At 40.1% G+C, this 23,895-nt stretch carries 19 protein-coding genes and 1 pseudogene; 12 read left to right on the top strand and 8 right to left on the bottom strand.

Going from position 1 to position 23,895, the window contains the following annotated elements; translation table 11 throughout:
• Positions 1–6: 6 nt before the first annotated feature.
• Positions 7–825 carry a pimeloyl-ACP methyl ester esterase BioH gene (bioH, locus tag M992_RS03635; protein WP_053907359.1) on the bottom strand — a complete coding sequence of 273 codons (819 nt, stop codon included), beginning with the start codon at positions 823–825 and terminating at the stop codon, positions 7–9.
• Between the two features lie 34 nt (positions 826–859).
• Here bioH and M992_RS03630 point away from each other — a divergent pair, with 34 nt between their 5' ends.
• The 6 genes from M992_RS03630 (at position 860) to glpD (ending at position 6,378) form a co-directional block, all read left to right on the top strand.
• On the top strand, positions 860–1,543 hold the full coding sequence (locus tag M992_RS03630; RefSeq protein ID WP_053907358.1) for a hypothetical protein: 684 nt from the start codon (positions 860–862) through the stop codon (positions 1,541–1,543).
• Positions 1,544–1,614: 71 nt separating this feature from the next.
• A complete protein-coding gene (gene nfuA / locus M992_RS03625; protein WP_047255976.1) occupies positions 1,615–2,193 on the top strand; it encodes a Fe-S biogenesis protein NfuA in 579 nt (192 codons plus the stop codon).
• A 392-nt stretch (positions 2,194–2,585) separates the two neighbouring features.
• Positions 2,586–2,909 (top strand): thiosulfate sulfurtransferase GlpE, encoded by a 324-nt coding sequence (glpE, locus tag M992_RS03620; RefSeq protein WP_053907357.1) that lies wholly within the window; start codon positions 2,586–2,588, stop codon positions 2,907–2,909.
• A gap of 17 nt (positions 2,910–2,926) precedes the next feature.
• Positions 2,927–3,772, top strand: coding sequence for a rhomboid family intramembrane serine protease GlpG (glpG, locus tag M992_RS03615; protein ID WP_047255969.1), 846 nt, complete (start codon positions 2,927–2,929; stop codon positions 3,770–3,772).
• Positions 3,773–3,801: 29 nt separating this feature from the next.
• Positions 3,802–4,560: a DeoR/GlpR family transcriptional regulator gene (locus M992_RS03610; RefSeq protein WP_047255968.1), complete on the top strand. Its 759-nt coding sequence runs from the start codon at positions 3,802–3,804 to the stop codon at positions 4,558–4,560.
• A 312-nt stretch (positions 4,561–4,872) separates the two neighbouring features.
• Positions 4,873–6,378, top strand: coding sequence for a glycerol-3-phosphate dehydrogenase (glpD, locus tag M992_RS03605; protein WP_053907356.1), 1,506 nt, complete (start codon positions 4,873–4,875; stop codon positions 6,376–6,378).
• Positions 6,379–6,520: 142 nt separating this feature from the next.
• Here the strand turns inward: glpD and M992_RS03600 are convergent, their stop codons facing one another.
• Entirely contained in the window at positions 6,521–6,895 is a 375-nt protein-coding gene (locus tag M992_RS03600; protein WP_053907355.1) for a DUF488 domain-containing protein, read from the bottom strand.
• 217 nt (positions 6,896–7,112) lie between these two features.
• On the opposite strand from M992_RS03600, the gene catB reads away from it, so the two are divergent.
• Positions 7,113–7,745, top strand: a complete 633-nt coding sequence (gene catB / locus M992_RS03595; RefSeq protein WP_047255974.1) for a type B chloramphenicol O-acetyltransferase — start codon at positions 7,113–7,115, stop codon at positions 7,743–7,745.
• 82 nt (positions 7,746–7,827) lie between these two features.
• Here the strand turns inward: catB and poxB are convergent, their stop codons facing one another.
• Entirely contained in the window at positions 7,828–9,552 is a 1,725-nt protein-coding gene (gene poxB, locus M992_RS03590) for a ubiquinone-dependent pyruvate dehydrogenase (RefSeq protein WP_053907354.1), read from the bottom strand.
• 621 nt (positions 9,553–10,173) lie between these two features.
• On the opposite strand from poxB, the gene M992_RS03585 reads away from it, so the two are divergent.
• From M992_RS03585 to M992_RS03575, 3 genes are read left to right on the top strand one after another with little or no spacing between them, the layout of a single operon-like run.
• Positions 10,174–10,995, top strand: coding sequence for a DUF3100 domain-containing protein (locus M992_RS03585; RefSeq protein WP_053907353.1), 822 nt, complete (start codon positions 10,174–10,176; stop codon positions 10,993–10,995).
• Complete coding sequence (locus tag M992_RS03580; RefSeq protein WP_047255964.1) at positions 10,992–11,441, top strand: hypothetical protein; 450 nt, start codon at positions 10,992–10,994, stop codon at positions 11,439–11,441. Before M992_RS03585 ends, M992_RS03580 begins: the two co-directional genes overlap by 4 nt.
• Positions 11,441–12,619: a M20 metallopeptidase family protein gene (locus M992_RS03575; RefSeq protein ID WP_053907352.1), complete on the top strand. Its 1,179-nt coding sequence runs from the start codon at positions 11,441–11,443 to the stop codon at positions 12,617–12,619. Before M992_RS03580 ends, M992_RS03575 begins: the two co-directional genes overlap by 1 nt.
• A gap of 75 nt (positions 12,620–12,694) precedes the next feature.
• Here M992_RS03575 and M992_RS03570 read toward each other — a convergent pair whose 3' ends face one another.
• Positions 12,695–13,666, bottom strand: coding sequence for a LysR substrate-binding domain-containing protein (locus M992_RS03570; protein ID WP_053907351.1), 972 nt, complete (start codon positions 13,664–13,666; stop codon positions 12,695–12,697).
• Positions 13,667–14,754: 1,088 nt separating this feature from the next.
• Between M992_RS03570 and proP the strand changes: the two genes are divergently transcribed.
• Together proP and phrB are read left to right on the top strand one after the other, a co-directional pair.
• Positions 14,755–16,257 (top strand): glycine betaine/L-proline transporter ProP, encoded by a 1,503-nt coding sequence (gene proP / locus M992_RS03565; RefSeq protein WP_053907350.1) that lies wholly within the window; start codon positions 14,755–14,757, stop codon positions 16,255–16,257.
• Between the two features lie 28 nt (positions 16,258–16,285).
• The gene (gene phrB, locus M992_RS03560; protein ID WP_053907349.1) at positions 16,286–17,740 is read left to right on the top strand and encodes a deoxyribodipyrimidine photo-lyase; all 1,455 of its coding nucleotides are present in this window, start codon (positions 16,286–16,288) and stop codon (positions 17,738–17,740) included.
• Between the two features lie 140 nt (positions 17,741–17,880).
• Here the strand turns inward: phrB and M992_RS15565 are convergent.
• From M992_RS15565 to zwf, 4 genes and pseudogenes are all read right to left on the bottom strand, one after another.
• Positions 17,881–18,940: pseudogene (locus M992_RS15565) on the bottom strand (alanine racemase C-terminal domain-containing protein); the annotation flags it as partial.
• Positions 18,941–19,241: 301 nt separating this feature from the next.
• Positions 19,242–20,771: a DHA2 family efflux MFS transporter permease subunit gene (locus M992_RS03550; protein ID WP_053907348.1), complete on the bottom strand. Its 1,530-nt coding sequence runs from the start codon at positions 20,769–20,771 to the stop codon at positions 19,242–19,244.
• Positions 20,772–20,788: 17 nt separating this feature from the next.
• The gene (emrA, locus tag M992_RS03545) at positions 20,789–21,961 is read right to left on the bottom strand and encodes a multidrug efflux MFS transporter periplasmic adaptor subunit EmrA (RefSeq protein WP_053907347.1); all 1,173 of its coding nucleotides are present in this window, start codon (positions 21,959–21,961) and stop codon (positions 20,789–20,791) included.
• A gap of 506 nt (positions 21,962–22,467) precedes the next feature.
• Complete coding sequence (gene zwf / locus M992_RS03540; RefSeq protein ID WP_053907346.1) at positions 22,468–23,895, bottom strand: glucose-6-phosphate dehydrogenase; 1,428 nt, start codon at positions 23,893–23,895, stop codon at positions 22,468–22,470.

Below are 23,895 nucleotides of genomic sequence, written 5' to 3'. Positions count from 1 at the left end.
CACCAACTATTTTGGCCTTAACTCACACTGTTTTTGGTCGTCAATCGAAGCAGTAAAATCAGCCAATAACGCTAAAAATTCTTCTGGATGCGAGATAAAAGGTGCATGTGCACAATTACGCATTATCGCCGACGATGAGCTAGGATATAAATCATCAATTAATGGCACCACTCGGCGTGGTACTAAGCCATCCAAATAACCATAAATCCGTAAAAATGGTATCGATATCTCTTTCAGCGACTGCCTTAAATCTACCGTGCGTAAAATTTCTAATCCCGCATTAAGAATTTCAACCTTAGGTATCGGTAATTCAAGCACAATAGATTTGAGCAAACGCGCATCTTCACGGGCGCTAGCAGTACCCAGCGTCTGTAAAGCCAAAAAGCGCTCAACGGTTCGCTGAAAATGATGAGCTAATTGCTGCTCAAAACCACTCAATATCTCGGGCTTAATTCCCGGCCAGCCGTCATCTTGCTGATGAAAACATGGCGATGAAGCCACAGTCGCTAATCCCGTTATTTGTGCAGCATGATCAATGGCAATACGACTAGCGACCAGCCCACCTAATGACCAACCTAACCAAATTGCTGGCTGAGTCAGTATTTGCGTTGCATGCTGCCAAATCTGATCAGACATATGTTGCAGTGACATCGCTGGAAATTCCTGACTACGGCCATATCCCGGCAAGTCAACTAAATGAAAACGATATTGCCCAGCGCCTCGCAAAGCAATGGAACGCCATACTTCCGCATTCAGCCCCCAACCATGCAGCAATACAATATCTTGTTTACCTTCTCCTACTGTCTGCCAGTATAGCTCTGCCATTGTTACACTCTCTTTTTCTTCCCGGGAAGCCCTTATGCTAGCAATCGAAGGCTACTGTTGGCTATGCCATCAACGATTAAAATTACCCTGTCAGGGAATATGCTCTTTCTGCTATCGCCAATTACCGAGTTATCCCCTCGCCTGCTCTCGCTGCGCGCAATCTATTGAATACAATAAAATAACCTGTGGCGAATGTTTAGTCACTCCTCCAGCATGGCAAAAATTAATTGCGGTAACTCCTTATATTGCCCCTTTACGCAATCTGATTCAGCAATATAAGTTTCATCCTCATCCCCAATTATCCCATACACTAGCCCGGCTATTTGTGTTGCGCTGGCTGCATGGCTATCGCCAATTAAAATGGAATAAACCAAATATTATCATCGGAATACCACTGCATCGGCGACGGCGTTGGCAGCGAGGATTCGACCAAGTTAATCAAATCGGTGAGTTAATAGCTAAATGGTTGAACATAGAATATTCAAGCGAATTATTAACTCGGAGTCGTGATACACTAACGCAGACAACACTGAATCGCACCCAACGACAGCGCAATTTGCAACACGCATTCTCCTTACATGGCTCGGTACAAGAACGGCATATCGCCCTATTTGATGACGTTATTACCACCGGTACCACCATGAATAGCGCGGCAGAATTGCTTATTTGTGCGGGTGCAAGCACTGTACAGGCATGGTCTATATGCCGCACCTTGTAGATCAGGGTAGAATGGGCGTATTATAACCAACTAAAGCAGTCAACTATTATTGAGTAGCGAGCAAAAATATGATGATTAATATTACAGAAGCGGCACAGGCCCATTTTGTCAAACTGCTGGCAAATCAAGAACCCGGAACGCAAATTAGAGTGTTTGTGATTAATCCAGGTACTCCTTCTGCGGAATGCGGTGTTTCTTACTGCCCACCTGATGCAGTCGAAGCCACAGATACCGAATTAAAATTTGAGCAATTATCAGCGTATGTTGATGAAATCAGCGCACCGTTCTTAGAAGATGCAGAAATAGATTTTGTCACCGACCAATTAGGTTCACAGCTGACCTTAAAAGCACCAAATGCGAAAATGCGTAAAGTGTCTGACGACTCACCATTAGTTGAGCGCGTTGAATACGTTTTGCAATCTCAAATTAACCCACAACTCGCCAGCCATGGCGGTAAAGTCTCGTTGATGGAAATCACCGATGAAGGCTTTGCAATTCTGCAATTTGGTGGCGGTTGTAACGGCTGTTCAATGGTTGATGTCACCTTAAAAGAAGGGATCGAAAAAGAGTTATTGAATATGTTTGCCGATGAGTTAAAAGGCGTTCGAGACCTTACCGAACATCAGCGTGGCGATCACTCATACTATTGATCCTCTACACGTAATATCAATGACGGCTCTATTGCCGTCATTATTAATAGGCAAGCTGATATACTGGTGATAGCCTGCAAAGGCACCAAATGAATAAATAAATTCAGGGTATATCATTTAGATACCCTGAATAATTCAAACAATTCGAACACTTCCTAAATAACTTACATTGCATCCGATTGCAGAAGCTTATATTTTATCTTCACATTCACTATATCGATGATAAACCCAGCATTTGAACCCATTATAGACGGGATAAAAAAGCTAAGCATAAATATAAAACGTAATGAGCATTTAATCAGAAATATTGCGCCGGCAACGTCGTAACGGAATAAAAATAAACGCAATATCATCACCTAAAGACCGATAATTAACACAGATTTAGAGATCCTATGGACTATTTTCAAACAATATCACCCGAACAAGCCCAGCAGTTTTTATCTGAAGGCACTGCGTTATTAGTCGATATCCGTGACCCTCAAAGTTTTCGTGCCGGCCATGCCAACGGAGCATTTCATCTGACGAACGACAGTATTAATGCATTTACCAAAGATGCCGACTACGATAAACCCGTGATGGTGATGTGTTACCATGGCATCAGCAGTCAAGGCGCTGCACAATATTTAATTAATCTTGGTTTTGAAACGGTCTACAGTATCCGTGGCGGTTTTGAAGCTTGGCTTAAGCAGTATCCACACGCGGTTACATCACTTTAATTAGGCTACCCATACTGATGATCCATGTAATATCTCTCGATAATCCACGCATCGCTCAGGCTTTTGTTGATTATATGGCCACCCAGAATATTCAATTGGAAATGCGCCCAGCCAATAATAACCATCAGGTTGAATTATGGCTGTTAGATAATCAGCATATAGATCAAGTTCAACAGCAGCTGACCGAGTTTTTACACAATCCATTAGATGCTCGCTATCAAGCGGCTAGTTGGCAAACTGGAGATACCAATAACCATTTTCAATATCCGAATTATCTCACGTTTGGTTATTTAAAAAGCCAATCTGGACCATTGACGATAGGTGTTCTTGGCTTGTGTATTGTGGTTTATCTATGGATGCAAATAACCTCAAATCACAATGTTATGAGCTATTTAGCTTGGCCGATGGATCATCAAAAAGCGGAACTTTGGCGTTGGTTTACGCCCGCATTTCTACATTTTTCAATTTCACATATCGCCTTTAATTTAGCGTTATGGTGGTATTTAGCCGGCCAAGTTGAGCGTCAACTCGGTTTCGGTAAACTATTAACTATTACACTGGTTGCCGCATTATTCAGCAACTGGGGACAATCGGTGTTCAGTGGACCTAACTTTGGCGGGCTATCTGGTGTCGTTTACGCGCTAATAAGCTATGTTTGGTTAATGGGAGAGAGGCAACCAGAACGCGGTCTCGGGATACCTCGGGGGCTAATGGCATTCTCAATTCTCTGGCTGTTCTTTGGCTATTTCGATATTTTAGGAATGCATATTGCTAATGCCGCACATACTTCGGGGTTAATCATCGGCTTATTGATGGGAGTATGGGATAATAGGCATACATTTAGCTCTAAGCACTCTCAGTGACGTTAATAAATTATTAGAGGTCAACTACTGTGAAGCAAACACAGCGACATGATGCGATTATCGAACTTGTCCGTATTCAAGGCTATGTCAGCACTGAAGAACTGGTGGAACATTTTGAGGTCAGTCCTCAAACTATTCGTCGTGACCTAAACGAACTCGCCGAACAAAATAAAATTCAGCGTCATCACGGTGGAGCTGCGTTGCCGTCTAGCTCGGTAAATACCGCCTATCATGACCGTAAAATTATGTGGTCAGATGAAAAGGCACGTATCGCCCAACGCGTCGCCAGTCAAATTCCCGATGGCGCAACGCTATTTATTGATATCGGAACAACGCCAGAAGCGGTTGCTCATGCCTTGTTTAATCACAAGAATCTCCGGGTCGTGACCAATAATCTCAATGTTGCCACTCTGCTTAGTCCGAAAGAAGATTTTCGTTTAATCTTAGCGGGCGGAGAAGTCCGTACCCGTGATGGCGGGATCGTAGGTGAAGCTACCTTAGATTTCATCTCACAATTTCGGCTTGATTATGGGATCCTAGGGATCAGCGGTATCGATACCGACGGCTCTTTGCTCGAATTCGATTATCATGAGGTTCGAACTAAACGCGCAATTATCGAAAACTCTCGCTGCGTTATGTTAGTTACCGATCATTCAAAATTTGGTCGTAACGCTATGGTAAATCTCGGTAATATGAATTTAATTGATTATTTATTTACCGATAAAATGCCACCAGATAGCATCCAACAAGTAATTGGACAGCATAACGTGCAACTGGAGCTATGCTAATTTCAGCTTAATATTTATCTGTTTAATGGCAGTACTATGCTGCCATTTCTCTTCTATTTTCCCAGTTTTCAGCCTATTCTCTTTTCATTTATCACGCTCATCATGGTCACCAAAAATCATAGTTATACCTTTTTATGCCCTAAAAGCCCGCCGAATAACCTACATTATGTAGGGATATGAAAATAAATTGTTATCTATATCACGCGTTTGTATTTTTTATCGGTTAATAGTTGGCTTATTAATGAATTTTCATTACAATTAATGAGCGAAATCGAACATTATAGAAATAATCCGAACATCTCAGGGGTATGCATGGAAACTAAAGACTTGATCGTGATCGGCGGCGGTATCAACGGCGCTGGTATTGCAGCAGACGCTGCTGGCCGTGGGTTATCAGTGTTGCTGCTTGAAGCGCAAGACTTAGCAAGTGCAACCTCATCCGCGAGTTCAAAACTTATCCACGGTGGCTTACGCTATCTGGAACATTACGAATTTCGTCTTGTCAGTGAAGCACTGGCAGAACGCGAAGTGCTATTAAAACTGGCACCACATATCGCATTTCCAATGCGCTTCCGGCTTCCACATCAACCTCATCTGCGCCCCGCTTGGATGATCCGTATCGGTTTATTCTTATACGATCATTTAGGAAAACGCGTCAGCTTACCTGGCAGTAAAAGCCTATCATTTGGCGAACATTCAGTCTTAAAACCTGAGCTGAAAAAAGGGTTTGAATACTCAGACTGTTGGGTTGATGATGCGCGTTTAGTGGTATTAAACGCACAAGAAGTGGTGAGAAAAAACGGTGAAGTCCGCACTCGTACTAAAGTCACTCGCGCTTACCGTGAAGATGGCCTGTGGGTAGTTGAAGCCGAAGACCTGCGCTCTGGCAAAAAAGAAAGCTGGAAAGCGAAAGGCTTAGTTAACGCCACAGGGCCTTGGGTAAAAGAGTTCTTCGATGATGGCTTAAAACTGAAATCACCTTACGGTATCCGTCTAATTAAAGGCAGTCATATTGTGGTTCCACGTGCTCATGATGAACCACAAGCCTATATTTTACAGAATGAAGATAACCGTATTGTCTTTGTGATCCCTTGGATGGATGAATTCTCTATCATCGGTACTACCGATGTAGAATACAACGGCGATCCAAAAGATGTGCATATCGATGACAATGAAATCAACTATTTATTGAAAGTTTATAATGATCATTTCAAAAAACAGTTGAGCAAAGAGGATATCGCTTGGACTTATTCTGGTGTTCGTCCTCTGTGTGACGATGAATCTGATTCACCACAAGCCATTACTCGCGACTACACGTTAGATGTTCATGATGATAACGGCAAAGCACCTTTGCTCTCTGTTTTCGGCGGTAAATTAACCACTTACCGTAAGCTCGCAGAGCATGCAATTGATAAACTAGTCAGCTATTATCCGCATGCGGGTCAACCTTGGACCAAAAATGGGCAGCTACCGGGCGGCGATATTGAAGGTTGTGATCGCGATGGTTATTCACGCTTACTGCGTCAGCGCCACCCATGGCTACCTGAAGGCATCGCGCTACGCTACGCACGCACCTACGGCAGCAATAGTGCATTAATTTTACAAGGCGCAGATTCACTCAACGATTTAGGCCAAAGTTTTGGCCACAACGTTTATGAAGCTGAATTACGTTATTTGGTGGAAAATGAGTGGGTCGTCGAACTTGATGATGCAATCTGGCGTAGAACAAAACTGGGTATGTGGCTGAATGATGAAGAAAAACACGGCATTGCCCAATGGTTAGCGCAACATACCGCAGCTAAAAAATTTGCTGAATAATTGTTAATTCTAGCGTGATCTCAATCAGCCAGCTTATCATCCTGATGAGCTGGTTTTTTCTATCTAACCAATCTCAATCATTTATGCCAGTTAATCGCTTAACAGATTAACTCGGTAAAATAATTCCCAAAATAGACGCTCTCTATTCTATTTTCTGCACGGTTTGTTGCTTTATTTGTTCCTCTAGGAATAACTTTAATACTTTCGCGTGATTATGTCTGATATCTTTCGCCGCATACAATAGCGTTAAATAACCATGCTGTGCTTTCTCGACTAACGGCCACCAAGCCGCTGGGCAATGTTGTAACTCTGCCATATAACGCTGAGAAAATTGTTCGAATTGATCACTATGCTGATGAAACCATTTTCTTAACTCGGTTGAAGGCGCAACACTTTTATTCCATTCATTATAAGGTAAATCTACTTTTTTAACGCCTCGAGGCCATAGCCGGTCAATCAGCACTCGATATCCATCGGTAGCTGACACACTTTCATAAACTCTCTTCGTAGTAATCATTAACTGCCCCTTAAAAAATGGATAAAAACTCCGGCTTTATCACCTTCCTGCATGACGTCTGCTGTTTAGCATCGATTTTCAGTGTACACTCGATTTAATACCTCGATGGTAATTTAATGTTTTTGCTTTAACTTAATAGTATATAACTCGCTTATCTATTCAATAAAATATGCGGCCTAATGGCCAGTCAAAATAATTAATTATAAGAATATCAATGATGGAAAATTTCTTTGAAAGCCCGTTTAGAGGAACAATAATTGCTGACCAAATAACTAACCCAAACATTAAAGTGGGTCGATTTAGTTATTATTCTGGTTATTATCATGGTCACTCTTTCGATGATTGTGCCCGCTATCTCATGCCTGACCGTATCGATGTGGATAAATTAATTATCGGCAGTTTTTGTTCTATTGGCAGTGGTGCCGCATTTATCATGGCCGGTAATCAAGGTCACCAAATGGAGTGGATTTCAACCTTCCCCTTCCATTATATGAAGGAAGAACCTGCTTTTAATGATGCTATTAATGGCTATCAAAATGCCGGAGACACGGTAATTGGTAATGATGTTTGGATTGGTGCAGAAGCGATGATTTTACCCGGTATCACTATTGGAGATGGCGCAATTATTGGAACACGCGCGTTAATCACCAAAAATGTCGAACCTTACACGGTCGTCGCCGGTAACCCTGCCAGAGTGATCCGCAAAAGATTTAGTGATGATAAAATTGCTATGTTACTCGAAATGAAATGGTGGTCATGGCCACTCGACGAACTAAAGCAAGTTATGAAAATCCTGACTTCTGGTAATATCGAAGCGCTGTACACTGAATGGAAATCAAAGCAGAAATAACAATAAATTCAATGTATTAAGCCGTGAGTAATTAATACCCACGGCTTGGATGTATTGAATAAATACCTGCTATTTTAGACTATTAACGTAGCCAATTTGTTTTAGCCAGCTCTAAAATTTCATCACCACGGCCATTGATGATCGCTTTCATCATGTACAGGCTAAATCCTTTAGCTTGTTGGAAATTGATTTCTGGCGGCATTGATAACTCTTGTTTTGCCGTAACCACATCAACAATTACTGGGCCATCATGAGCAAAAGCTTCTTTCAATCCAGCCTCTAAATCTTCGCTCTTTTCAATTCGAATGCCTTTGATACCCGCAGCATTTGCCACTGCAGCAAAATCAGGATTATGCAAATCTGTGCCATCCGTCAAATAACCGCCTGCTTTCATTTCCATCGCTACGAAACCTAAGACGCTGTTATTAAAAATAACCACTTTAACCGGCAATTGCATTTGAGCTAACGATAAAAAGTCACCCATCAGCATAGTAAATCCGCCATCACCACTCATAGCAATCACCTGGCGATCACGATCGACAGATTGGGCACCAATGGCTTGAGGCATCGCATTTGCCATCGAGCCATGATTGAACGAGCCTAATAAACGGCGTTTACCATTCATTTTTAGATAACGCGCAGCCCAAACTGTCGGTGTTCCCACGTCACAAGTGAAGATCGCATCATCGTTAGCAAGCTCACTTATTTTTTTCGCGACAAACTGCGGATGGATCAATCCTTCATTTCCCGGTTTTGCTAGAGAGTCTAGATCTGCTCGTGCTTCCGTATAATGTTTCAGCGCTTTTTCTAAATGGTGTGTATCTTGCTTGGCGGTTAGCTGCGGTTGTAATGCTGTTAATGTGGTTTTGATATCGCCAATCAATCCCATATCAAGATGGCAATGTGAGCCCAAGCTACCAGCATTAATATCAATTTGAATAATTTTAGCATCGGTTGGATAAAAGGCGCGATAAGGGAACTGAGTACCTAACAGTACTAAGGTATCCGCGTTCATCATAGCCTGATAACCTGATGAAAATCCTATCAATCCTGTCATACCAACGCTATATGGATTATCCCACTCTATATGCTCTTTACCACGCAAGGCGTGCACAATCGGTGCTTTTAACGTCTCTGCTAACGCCATTACTTCTGCGTGCGCGCCCGCACAGCCATTACCGCACATTAAGGTGATATTTTTTGAATCATTCAATAACTGCGCTAATTTTTCTATTTCACTATTCTGAGGCATAATAATAGGAGCTTGAGGCTGATACCAAGCTTCATGAGCATCTTCTGGCGCTGCTTGTAAAGCAATATCCCCAGGAAGAACAACCACAGAAACACCGCGCTCTAAAATAGCTTTACGCATCGCAATACCCAGAACTTGGGCAATTTGATCGGGATTGGTAACCATCTCACAATAATGGCTACATTCGCGAAATAGCTCTTGAGGATGGGTTTCCTGAAAATAATTAGTCCCAATTTCACTGGAAGGAATATGAGCAGCAATCGCCAATACCGGCACACGATTACGATGGCAATCATACAATCCGTTGATTAAATGCATGTTGCCCGGCCCACAAGATCCCGCACACACCGCAAGTTCACCGGTTAATTGAGCTTCTGCACCGGCAGCAAATGCCGCCACTTCTTCATGACGCGTTCCTAGCCATTCAATCGTTCCCAAACGGCGAAGACTGTCACTGAGCCCATTAAGGGAATCACCAGTTACGCCCCAAATACGTTTAACGCCCGCATTATCAAGAATTTTGGCCACATAAGATGCTACTGTCTGTTTTTTCATAACATACTCTTTTTACCGTCGGAGAAAGTAAACGCGGGCATTGATACAGACCACCACATAAAAATATCACCGCAGTGAAATGCCCTGCAAATTATATCTTTTACTTCAATAACTTCGTCTCTATAACCCAAAGTCCATAACACAGCATCCAGCTGCTTGAAGTAGCATATGTATATAGTAGTCAATTAAAATGGTAGTTCATACCGACAACTGATGCTGATTGACTAGAACAAGATAATGCTCGGAAATTATCTAAAGAAGAGATTAACATTAGGATAAGTAAGATTTTTTGTATCATATTTCTATAATACGACCTAGGGTTATTTTTTACCCATTATTGATAGATTGTCAACTATTTAAATCTGCCCAATTAATCGTGTGATGTTACTCATACTTTATCAATACCTATCGTTCAAATTAATTAAATTATACTTTCATCAATAATATTAATGCATCCACCATGAAAAACAGGTATGGAACAAGTATGACCTACATCACGCTATATCAGGGAATATATCCCCTACAATATAAATGTCATTTTCCACCTCGTTGTTATATTTAGAATTATGGTTTCTTGGGTACATACAAATTTAATTATTATAAAATCACTGGAGAAAAAGAATGGAGAATAATAGAAGCCCGATGAAGATATTCATCGTCAGCGTTCTGTCAGTCTTATTCTTAATTTTTATTTCACAATATGTTATTGGGAAAAAAGAAATTAAAATAGGCATTGCAGTCATACCTATTTTGCCCATGTTATTTGCAGTCATTCTCGGCATGGTAATGTCAGCAGGTATCGTACGCAAAAAAATTAAAATCTGGGGAAAACTATTTACAAATAAAGAAGAAAGTTTCTGCGGGAAAATGGTTGGCTTTAGTTTATTAATTCTGGGTACTCAATATGCGGGGATGATTGTCCCGAATCTTAAAATGATCCTCAGCGTTGGTATTCCATTATTTGTACAAGAAATTGGTAATTTATTACCTGTATTGATCGCAGTACCACTAGCAATTAAATTTGGTTTCGGGCGCAGAGCAATAGGGGCTTGTTCTTCGATTAGCCGTGAGCCATCCATCGCTGTTATTCAAAATAAATTCGGTACCGGCTCACAAGAATATATTGGTGTTCTCGCTATTTATCTCTGTGGTTCAGTTATTGGTACTTTATGGTTCAGCGTATTAGGTAGCATCGCACCATTGACGGGCTTACATCCTCTAGCACTAGCTGCGGGATCTGGCGTAGGTTCTGGTTCAATGCTTAGTGCCGCATCAGGTGCATTAATTAATGGGTTAGATGAAACTCTCGCACAGCAAGTATTAAGTGTGGCCGCAGCATCAAATTTATTATCTTCTGCTTTGGGTGCTCTTTCACTGACATATCTGGGTCTCCCTCTTTCAGAGAAGATTTATAAAATTTTCAATAAAGAGAAAACCGTATGAAAAATATAATAATAGATATGAAATTTGTATTCCTAGCTATTGTACTGGCTATGTTTACTCAAACGCTAACATCAGGGATTGCTATTTATAATATGTGGGATAGCTTTATTGCGATGTCTTTGGTGGTATTTGTATCACTCGTTGCTAAGCATTATTTGCCATCCTCATTACCCGCATTTGCCTATGCGACAATTATCGGCATTCTTATTTGTTTACCAGAAACACCGGTAAGAGAATTCTTTATTGATTCCATTGGTAAAGTTTCTTTCTTATCTTGCTGTGTTCCATTATTAGCTTTTGCTGGGTTATCTGTTGGTGGGCAATTAGAAGAGTTGAAGAAAATGTCATGGAAAGTTATCTTAATTTTTATGATTGTTTCCACATGCTGTTTCTTTGGCGCATCAATTGTTGCTCAAATCGGATTTAGTCTTCAGGGAGTCATCTAGTGAATAATTTATATAACGTCAGTGAAGAGCTATTTAAATTAAATAGCTTCAGTAAGAAAACACGACAGGATTTACATCAAATCCCTGAGCTATCAGGCGAAGAATTTAAAACATCGAAATATTGCCGTGACCTGATGTCTAGTTTTGGCTATGAAATTACCACTTATGATGGTTTTACCGGATTTACAGCCAATTTAATCATCGACCCTAGCAAACCACTCATTGCAATTCGTGCGGATATGGACGGCTTAGAAATGCCGGATATGACCAATAATGAGTTCAGTTCAACCCATGAAGGTTGCGCGCATAATTGTGGTCACGATACCCATATGACCATTGCGCTGACTACGGCAAAATATCTGGCCGAGCATCAGCATGAAATGAGCCATAATGTGCGTTTTATTTTCCAAATGGCAGAAGAGGATATGCGCATTCCGGGTGCGGATAAAATGGTTGAACTCGGATGTATGGATGGCGTCGATGAAGTATACGCATTGCATAACGATGGAGCGATAGAAACTGGCTGCATTCGCTTTAATGCGGGTGTCATGTCTTCTTGGGGCTCAGCTTGGACTCTGACCGTCCGAGGTGTTTCTGCGCATGGCTCCACCCCACATAAAGGCTTAGATGCTATTCGGGAAGCGACGCGATTAATCGACTACATGGACTATATTGTTGCCAAAAAAACCGATCCTTTCAGCCCAGCGGTATTTGGCTGTGGCATGATTAATGGCGGAACTATTCCTAATGCTATCGCCGATTATGTTCAAGCTCGTGGTACTATCCGCGCGATGGACGAAAATACCGATGCGATTCTCAAAGCTAGTTTTAACGAAATTGTCGCTCGTAGTGAAGCCGGTGGCTTTAAAACAACCCTCGAATATGCTGGCTATCCCGCTATTGAAAATCACCAAAACGCCCATGCTGAAATCCTCGCGGCAGCCAGTAAATTCTTACCGGCGGAGAACATTGATTCGCAAGGTAAACCGATGACTGGCAGTGAAGACTTCAGCTACATGATCAATGCCACAAAAGATCGTGTTGGTGGTTTATTCTTCTTAGGCAGCGGAAACAAAAGTAAGGGAATAAACAACTATCTGCATGCTAATCCTTATTTTGTCGATGATGATTGCTTGCTAGTAGGTGCACAGATTTTCGTTAATTTGGTCACCCGATAAGACACTATCAGTGAATAAAAAAACCTCCGGCGGTTTTAAACTGCACGGAGGTTTTTTTATATCAGCTCGATAATATTAATTAAGTAACGGCAACGAGTGATAAGTTTCTGCTGGATGACTGACAGACTGTAGTTGTTCACTTAATTGAATGGTATTTTTATCAATATGTGGCGCATACAACGAAATAAACTCGTACATATAATCTTTTAGATGGGTGTGTTTATTTAAACAAATATGGGTATAACTTGGCTGGACTAAATGGTCAATATTAATACAGGTTAGCGTATCTTGATCACTCTCATCAAAGGCGACCGTCGCAATTACCCCAATACCAATCCCGCGCTTCACATAATACTTAATAATCTCAGTATCTGTTGCGGTTAACGCAATATTCGGCGTTAAATTGTGCTGATAAAATACTTTATCCAGTTTTGAGCGTCCATTGAAACCAAAAACATAAGTAATTAAAGGATAAGCGGCTAAATCTTCAATCGTGATATGTTCTAGCTGCGTTAATGGATGCTCATGGGGCACCACTACACTCCGCGTCCAACGATAACAAGGTAAAATAATTAAATCTTCATACAGATGCATAGATTCGGTCGCTATCGCAAAATCAACATCTCCATTCTTAACCATTTCAGCCATCTGCGCTGGAGCACCTTGGTGAAAATGCAATGATACATTAGGATATAAGGCTTTAAACTTGTCGATAACTTCTGGCAGTTTATAACGGATCTGGGTATGAGTCGTCGCAATATTTAAGTTTATTTTTTGACCTACATCGTCTTCAGTCACAATACTTTTAATTTTTTCTAATTGCGCGATAATTTCACTGGCAACTTTATGTACCTGCTCGCCTTTTTCGCTCAACGAAATCAAATTATTATTTTTACGATTAAATAGTGAAAGATTAAGCTCATCTTCTAATATCTTTAATTGTTTACTTATGGTCGGCTGAGATGTGTAAAGTTTTTCTGCGGTATTGGTAATATTGAAGTCATTCTTCACGACCTCAACAAAGCTTTTTAGCTGATTAATATTCATTGCTGTTGATGCCCCAGATTTCAAAATAGTCGGAAAATAAAAAAATAAATAAAAACAATATATTAATAATATTCCTAATCATATTTTACCTCCCTTAAATAATCCATCTGCCACTAAAAATATCAATGCAGATATTTCAATCAAATAATTCGAGATAACCGAATAATAGCTCGTTAGTTATGAGCTATATCTCAGAGAAACAAAGGTATTAAGGGGATTGATTTGTATCTGCTATTTTATAGCACAAATAGCTTCATGAAACATTGATTACGCTAGCAGCAATTTTAATAATTTTTCTTTTTTTAATTGAAGTATCTTCATCATCACACTATGGACTTTTTTAACGACTCGACGAGACTAATAAAGCAATCCAGTATAAATTATCATTTTTTTAACATACTGAATTTTATTAATTTATTTCTATTTCGATTAATCCCATTATTACCGACGAGTCATCAAATTAAAACGCTAGAAAATTTGGAATTACCCCTATAAAAAATCACCAATTTTACATTTTTTCAATATTATAATATGCTAGTAATATGTTTTGCATTAATGAGGAATCTCGTTTGTTTTCTAAAAAGCCTATATCTAACCATACCGTATTAGCTTGTTCTGCTTGCCAGTTATACCCACCAGCTAGATCCCAACGCGCTAACCGCAGCATAAAATGACTGGTTTATTTATCGACAAATAGGTACTAACCCCTAATTTAAGATTTATGAGTTTTAAGCCATTTCACATCATTAAATGACAGAAAATAGATAGCTTTTATGTCAAAAATATTCTGCAGAATGTAATTTCTTGTCTATTCTATTTAATAGTTGTTATATAGTAATGTTCAGAATTTGATAACCAACTCAGAGGAATAACTAAAATTATTCAATTTTTCGATGAACAAATAAATCATCTTTATAAAAAACGAATAGTTAAGAAATAGTTAAATTATAAATAATACTGAGATTTGCAGTTGTGGAATGACTAAGGTCAGTCAATCAATAGACGCTTTGTCGTATAACGGAAATACCACAGATAAGATTTATTAATCCATACAAAAAAATATCCGGATTAATTGAGAGGATGGTTCTATGAGACTCAGGAAAAAAAGAAATAAACCGCTAAATATCAATGACATTACGATCATTGATGATAGTAAACTAAAAAAAGCCATTACCGCCGCTGCATTAGGTAATGCAATGGAATGGTTTGACTTCGGGGTTTACGGATTCCTTGCCTATGTATTAGGCCAAGTATTCTTCCCAGATGTATCACCAGGTATACAGATGATTGCAGCATTAGCTACCTTCTCTGTTCCGTTTTTAGTCCGCCCATTAGGCGGCGTAGTATTCGGAATACTGGGTGATAAATATGGTCGCCAGAAAGTATTGGCCGTCACCATTATAATTATGTCTGTCAGTACCTTCTGTATTGGTTTGATCCCCGGTTATGCCACTATCGGTATCTGGGCACCTATTCTATTATTAGTGGCAAAATTAGCCCAAGGATTCTCTGTCGGGGGTGAATACTCTGGTGCAGCTATCTTTGTTGCTGAATATTCTCCAGACCGTAAACGTGGATTTATGGGAAGCTGGCTTGATTTTGGTTCGATTGCCGGCTTCGTACTTGGTGCGGGTGTCGTCGTCTTAATTTCAAGCATTCTCGGTGAAGAAAGCTTCCATGAATGGGGATGGAGAATTCCATTCTTCTTAGCATTGCCTTTAGGGATTATTGGTCTTTATCTGCGTCATGCGTTGGAAGAAACACCCGCGTTCCAACAACATGTTGAAGCTTTGGCCAAACAAGATAAAGAAAACATTCAGAATCCACCAAAAATCTCGTTCCGTGAAGTCGCCATCAAACACTGGAAAAGTTTGCTAACTTGCGTCGGCTTGGTTATCGCAACTAACGTAACTTACTATATGTTGCTAACCTATATGCCAAGTTACTTGTCACATAACCTAAATTATTCAGCTGATCATGGTGTATTAATCATCATCGCTATTATGCTTGGGATGCTATTTGTTCAGCCTCTAATCGGTTTGGCAAGTGATAAAATTGGACGTCGTCCATTTGTTCTGATAGGAAGTATCGGCTTGTTATTCTTAGCTTATCCTTCGTTCATGCTGATTAATAGCGGTTCTGTCGGCTTAATCTTTGTGGGATTATTAATTTTAGCGGTATTACTAAACTGTTTTACTGGGGTTATGGCATCGATTTTGCCATCAATTTTCCCAACTCAAATCCGTTATAGTGCATTAGCTATCGCTTTTAATATCTCAGTATTGGTTGCTGGTGCAACACCAACCGTCGCTGCATGGTTAGTTGAATCAACTCAAAACCTATACACCCCAGCATTTTATCTGATGGTCATCGCGTTAGTGGGTCTGTGGACAGGGATTAAAATGCCTGAAACAGCCAATAAGCCACTGAAAGGTGCAACCCCCGCCGCGTCAGACAGAGCTGAAGCCAAAGAGATATTGAGTGAACATTTTGATAATATCGAACAGAAAGTTGAAGATATTAATGAACAAATCACTGAACTTGAGAAAAAACGTCAGACATTGATTGATCAACATCCAAAACTGGATTAATCATGCAATAACAGTATAGGGAGTGATAATGGCTGAACCAACCGCTAAAAAACGTCATCTGGTGTGGTTCCGCCATGACCTTCGAGTGACCGATAATAAGGCACTGACCGCTGCCTGTACTGATCCTGACGCCGAAGTGCTTGCCATTTTTATTGCCACCCCGGCACAATGGCAAGCACATCATCTTGCCGAACGACAAATCAGTTTTATCCATCAAAATTTATCCGCGCTGCGACACCAATTAGCCACGCTAGGTATTCCTTTAGTGTGTCATTCCAGCACAGATTTTAAGGCTTCGACTGATTGGCTAGTGCAATTTTGTCAGCAACAAAATATCTCAACTCTATTTTTTAATCGCCAATATGAACTCAATGAACAGCTCAGAGATCAATGGTTGCAACAGCATTGTGATCAATTAGTTATTGAAGCATTTGATGATTTTCTGTTATTACCTCCGGGAGCTGTGCGTAATCAAAAAGGCGAAATGTATCAAGTTTATACCCCCTTTAGACGCGCATTTTTGCCTCAATTGCAGCAGCATGGATATTCATCCTATCCGGCTCCAACACCGCGCGGTGAACCCCTTAATCTTGAATCGGATCAACCTTTATTTGCTCATCAGAATATTGATTTAGGCCCGAATTATCCAGCTGGCGAAAAGGCAGCATTACAAAAATTACGCCAGTTTTGTCAGCAAAACGTAAAGCAATATGCTCAACAACGTGATATTCCTTCCGTCGAAGGGACTAGCCGTTTATCCGCCTACTTAGCTATTGGAGTCCTGTCTCCACGTCAATGCATTAATCGTCTGTTACTCGAAAACCCAAATACCTTTGATTCATCTGATAATGATGCCTTTAGTTGGCTAAATGAGCTTATTTGGCGGGAGTTTTATCATCATTTAATCGTCGCCTTTCCCGATTTATGCCGCAATAAGCCCTTCATTGCATGGACAAAAAATCTGGCGTGGTCATCTGACTCTACGCATTTACTCGCTTGGCAACAGGGAAAAACGGGTTATCCGATTGTCGATGCCGCTATGCGCCAAATGAATACCACAGGCTGGATGCATAATCGTTTACGCATGATCAGCGCGAGTTTCTTGGTCAAAGATTTATTAATTAATTGGCGAGAAGGAGAACAATATTTTATGCGTCAATTGATTGACGGTAATTTTGCAGCCAATAATGGTGGCTGGCAGTGGTCAGCATCGACAGGTACTGATGCATCTCCATGGTTCCGTATCTTTAACCCGACGACACAAGGAAAAAAATTCGATCCCCAAGGTAAATTTATTCGCCAGTGGATCCCCGAATTACAGCGTGTGCCCGATAAATATATTCATACTCCTCACGAATGGACGGACAGCCAGAGGGTTATTCTCGATTATCCGCAGCCTATCGTCGATCATAGTGAGGCGCGTAAAATAACCTTAGAAGCCTTTGAGCGAGCAAAAAATCAACAATTTCATGATGATAATTAATCTATCATTTATACTATTTTTGTAAGAATTTAGTTTGGTCTTTTGCGCTAACCCTATTATGCGAGTTATTAACCTTCTGTAAAATAACCCGCATTTACTATTAATCGCTAGTCAACTAAGATGCGTTTATTCGCCACTCCCTACAAAATAGACATCTCAGTAAATAATGTGCCAGATATCCTCGACCTCTGTTGACGTAATTTCAGCGTCACCTTACTTACCGAAAAATACGACTTCATCGTCCGACTTGACCTGTTTTAAATCAGTAATATTAACCATAACGATACTCATCGAAGTCTTTCTTGATACCGGACCCCCTGTCCATTGATCAATGCATGCGCTATATTGCTAAATACACGACGATAGCTATTCGCATAACCTAGCGAAATATTAGCTAATATCAGATCTCGGTTCAGTGTATACGTGCGATTATAACCGGCAGTATTTCCTTGCGGATAATGATTAATCGCCGCAATATTAAATTTAAACCTCATCACTGGCGATGGTATCACCGTAAAATATTCCGCCAACTCGAACCATATCAAGCCAATATTCAGGCACTGTCAACCTGGTAAAAGTATTTGCAATAAAATATTCGGGCTCGCCCAGTAACCGCTAATACTTGCTTCGATTGTTGATTAAAGCGTGCGAGAGAAACTCTTACGTTATCAGAGTCTTTTTCAGGATAATGCGACATAATGCCGACAATTTTTAAGTGCAGTAACGGTGATATTGCTCGCGCTTGATTTAAACCAGTTGCCTCACTCGCATCCAGTTCATTGCGCGACATTCCCCCTGAGTTCAGTGTCAAATGAAAATTGGCAGGATTTTATTTTGCTGTGCAGTCATGGCGTCCAGCGTCTGTGTCATCGGTAAATTACTAATCAGTTCTTCAACCTGATAATTTTTGTCGCTTGGCTCATCTCTAATTCGGTAGCATTACGCACATGCACTAAACGACCTTTAAAATCTAATTACCAACGATTTTAAACTTTTGGTTATTTGTCACATCGATACTTTTGATATTATTCGCCATCATCATTGGTGTCACTAATGAAAGATCATGCCCATAAATATCACTTTTGAGAAGCGCGCATAGCAAAGACTTATTCGCCAATAGTGGCAATATTTTTTAATATTAAAATCGAGAACGCCAGAAGGTATTTCAATCCATGAATTATTAACTACAGCAGGCTGTATTTATGATTTTTTTCTCGTTAGATGTCAGCTATTCATTTGCCTTAAACAATAAAACGTCCAATCTACTTAAAACCTATTTGAGCAGTGCTACATTTAACTCATAATAAAAAAATCATGAGCGATCCTAGTTATCATTATCAAGTTTATAATAAAAATAAATTATCTGCGGGCCAGTTAAATACAACAGCTATTGTTAATTTAGAATATTTTTAATGCAATCGAACTTAATAAATCCGTCCAGTTAATTTTAACTAGACAGATTTTATTCAGATTAATAACAAAATGAGGTTGTATTAAAGGACTATTTTTTATTTGCGGCACTACCAAAAGGCGGCTTAGCAAACCAAACGGCCACAATTAGCAAAATAAATACACCACCACATAGCCAAAAAATCTCATTAGCTGCAATAATTAATCCCTGGCTCGTTATCTGTTGTGCAATATACGTCGAGGATTGCTCTGTGCTCATCCCCTTAGCAGCTAGTTCTCGATACATGTCTATCGACTCAGGATTATAATTAGTAATAGATTCAGTTAGTTGACTGTGATGTAGTGATTCTCTATCGCTCCATAATGTTGTGGTAATCGACGTTCCTATCGAGCCAGCTAAAGTACGGAAAAAATTAGATAAGCTGGATGCCGCCGCAAATTTCTCTGGTGGTAAACCTGATAATGTCAATGTGGTCAATGGCATAAAGAAGCATGCAACCGCCATTCCTTGGACTAATTGCGGCCAGACAACCGACATAAAGCCCATATCTGGCTCAAAAGTATATGCCCGCCAATAAAAACAAATAGCATAAAAAACGAAGCTACAAGTAACAATCCAGCGGATATCAATATAATCTGAAATTTTAGCTACCGGCGCCGAAAGTAATACCGGTAATAGCCCAATAGGCGCGAGCGCTAAACCGGCCCAAGTCGCGGTATAACCGTAAACTTCCTGTAATAACTGCGGCAATAATACTATTGCGCCGAAATAAGCCATATAGGCTAAACTGACGGAAATCGTACCAATGGTGAAATTTCTCGATTTAAATAACGCCAAGTCAACGATTGGATTTTTATCAGTCAATTCCCAAATAACCAAGAAAACCAAGGCAATAACTGAAATTATCGCTAAGATAATAATCTCATTTGAGGCCAGCCAACCCAATTCTTTCCCTTTATCTAACAGCACCTGTAAACAACCGACACCAACCGACAATAATGCTAATCCAATCACATTAAATGGTACTTTAGTAACTGTCGATTCCATACCTTTTAAAATATAACCGCCGACCAGTACCACAAAGATACCAAGCGGGATATTCATAAAGAAGATCCATCCCCAATGGAAATTATCGCTAATATAGCCGCCAAAAATAGGACCAAAAACCGGTGCCAGAATAATAGTCATCGACCATAGAGCTAATGCCATATTCTGCATTTTAGGTGGATAGCAACGTAAAATTAAACTTTGAGAAAGAGGGATCACCGGCCCTGCAACCGCGCCTTGTAACACGCGGAAAATAATCAACATTTCTAAGCTATCAGAAACGCCACAAGTAAAAGAGAATACGGTAAATAAGGCCGTTGCCCATAGAAATACCCGAACCTCGCCAAATCGCTTAGCCAAGTAACCACTGATAGCAATCGAAATTGCATTAGAGACGCCAAAGGAAGTGATCACCCAAGTGCCCTGAGTTACAGAAACACCAAGATCGCCGGCAATGGTTGGTATTGCTACATTAGCTATCGTTGAATCCAGTACCTGCATGAAGGTCGCCAAGGATAAAGCGATAGTCGCCCAAACCAACTTGCCACCCTTAAGTGCTTGAATAGCAGCCACACTAGCTCCTTTTCAGGTTAGTTTGAGTTGTTATCAATAATATTATCGATAACATTATTAACTGGGGATAAATCCAGAATTAATACATCACTTTCAAAAACAGGCGTTGTACGCTGAACTTGCGCTAATACCGGACCCTCTTGGTTTTTTATATCAATAGTGGCATTCATTGATAAACCAATGCGTAATGGATATTTAGCCACTTGTTCAGGGTCTAGCTCGACTCGTACAGGCAATCGCTGCACCACTTTTATCCAGTTACCCGTCGCATTTTGGGCGGGTAATAAAGAAAATGCGCTACCGGTTCCCATATCTAAACCGACAACTGTTCCGTGATATACCACATCGCTACCATAAAAATCACTGGTCATACTCACCGGCTGGCCAATTCTAACATTGGCGAGTTGGGTTTCTTTAAAATTAGCATCTATCCAAACTGGCTGAGTTGGCACAATTGCCATTAATGAGCTTTGTGGACTCACTTCAGAGCCAATTTGTACATTGCGTCGGGAAACAAATCCACTCATTGGGCTGCGGATTTCGGTACGCTGCAAAGCAATCCATGCATTACGAACGTTATCTGCGGCCTGTTGAATCGCAGGCTGATTTTTTAATGGGGTATTACGAAGCAATGCCTGATTCGCGTTATATTGTTGAATAGAAATATCTAATGCAGCCTGAGCAAGCTGTACGGCTTCTTTAGCATGCTGTAAATCTTCTTTGGAAATTGTTCCTTTTTGCCCCAAAGTCGCACGACGCTGATAATCTTTTTGTGCCTGAGATAATGAAATTTCATTTTTACGGATTTCAGCTTTATACTCATCGTTATTAATATAACGTTCTTGCGTTTGGCGCACTGCATTAGCTAATTCATGTTTTGCCTGCTCATACGATAATTGAGCATTAGTCTTATCTAAAATAACTAAAACATCCCCCGCCTTTACTAAATCGGTATTTTCATAATTAATCTGCGTCACATTACCATTAGTCTGTGCAATAATCGGCACTTGAACGCCAGAAACATAGGCATCATCGGTATATTCTTGAAAACGTAAAACCATAAACCAATAAACGCCATAGGCGATAAATAATAAAATAAAAATGATTGACGCAAGTACTAACCAAAACTTCCTACGTTTTTCATTATTCTTATTTTGATTATCACTTGTCGAATTAATGTTGAGATCCATAATGACCCTTTAAAATATTTTTACCTATAAATTTATGCGGCTATCTTCACGGAGGAAATGCAATAAATCAACAACGATCTTATTTATAAATATTAATCTAGAATCAAATATTCTATGAAGATAGAAATTAAACCAATCTATTGCTGATTAGTAAAAAAACACATTCATATTAAGATGAATAAATTAGATTTACTAATATGATATTAAATAACGTAATTTTAATATCATATAGCGGTAATAAAATAAATATATTGCTTATTTAAATATATACAGATAATAACAGATCTACCTTTAATATAAACTTGGCAAAATCATTGATTAACTAACATTTTTTTAATTAAAACTTAACATCTAAATATGATTTAGTGTTTTTAAGTAATCCTTGATCAAAATGGCTGCTTATTAATCAACTATTAAATATACCTAAAAATAATATAACGTTAGAGTCGATAATAATACCGACTCTAACGTTATTCAAACATCTATCTCAGTACAATTAGTGTTTTTTATCCTAATAACGAACGCCAATGATGCCCTGAGCGCATAATTCGATCCTGGCTCTCTGGCCCTTCACTTCCCGCTTTATATAAATCTGGCATACCCTGTTCCCAAGCTTTTAGCGCCGGGTCAATAATACGCCATGCCCACTCGACTTCATCAAAACGCAAGAAATGAGCTCGATCACCATTAAGGGCATCAATTAATAATTGCTCATAAGCTGAGACCTCATATTGTCCTGGCTGAGTATATGGTGCGGAAAGGACAATATCATGAGTTTGTAAATTCATACCAGGAAGCTTAGCGGTCATATGCATATCCATTCCCATTTCTGGGCTAAGGCGAAATACCAGCCAATTGTTTTCGACCGATATATCCCCAGGAAGCGCACCTGCTGGAGCTCGAAATTGAACGGCAATTTCTGCATAATTATTGGCTAACCGCTTGCCACTGCGTAAATAAAATGGCACTCCCTTCCAACGCCAGTTATCTATCTCTAATCGCAGCGCCGCAAATGTTTCAGTATTGGTATCAATCGGGATCCCCGGCTCATTACAATAATCAGCCACTGAATTACCATCAATCTGGCCGGCACAATATTGCCCACGAACAGCCCAAGTATCGACCTGCATATTCTCCGTTGGACGAATCGATTTCAGCACTTCGACTTTATGATCGCGCAATATTTCACCATCCCAACGACCTAATGGTTCAATTGCGGTTAAGGTAAGCAACTGCATCAAATGATTTTGTAACATATCGCGCATTGCACCGGAGCGATCGTAATATACTGCACGATTTTCTACCCCCAATGTTTCAGCGTAACTAATCTGAACCTGTTCAATATGTTCTGCATTCCATACTGGCGCCAGCACTCGGTTTGCAAACCGGAAAATCATTAAATTCTGCGTCGCTTCCTTGCCTAAAAAGTGATCAATGCGATAAACCTGCGATTCATCCCAATGCGTATGAACTTGTGTACGTAGCACTTCTGCGGAAGCTAAATCCGTTCCAAAAGGTTTCTCAATCAGAATGCGACGCCAATTATTATCTGTTTGTTCAGCCAGCCCAGCGTCACCGATCGCCTGAGCCGCTTGCCCAAATAGAGTCGGCGGTAGCGCTAAATAAAATAATGCCGAGGGCGAGAGTTTTTCCTGGGCTTGTTGCAAATCTTTAGCAGATAACTCGCCGCTGATAAAATCAAGATGAGGACTAAAAGATGCCCAATCAGCCTCATTAAACCCAGGAATAAACTGCTGCAACGCATCATGAATATGTTTAAGAAACGCATCTCTATCCCATTTATCAATGGAATATCCAATAATATTTAATTTCGGGATTAAGCCCAGTTTGTGCAAGCGAAACAACGAAGGCATCAGCAGGCGCTTAGTTAAATCGCCGCTAGCGCCTAAGATCATTAAAGATAAATTAGGCAT

It is taken from the genome of Moellerella wisconsensis ATCC 35017, assembly GCF_001294465.1.
Taxonomy (GTDB): domain Bacteria; phylum Pseudomonadota; class Gammaproteobacteria; order Enterobacterales; family Enterobacteriaceae; genus Moellerella; species Moellerella wisconsensis.
This window is presented reverse-complemented; position numbering and strand designations above follow the sequence as displayed.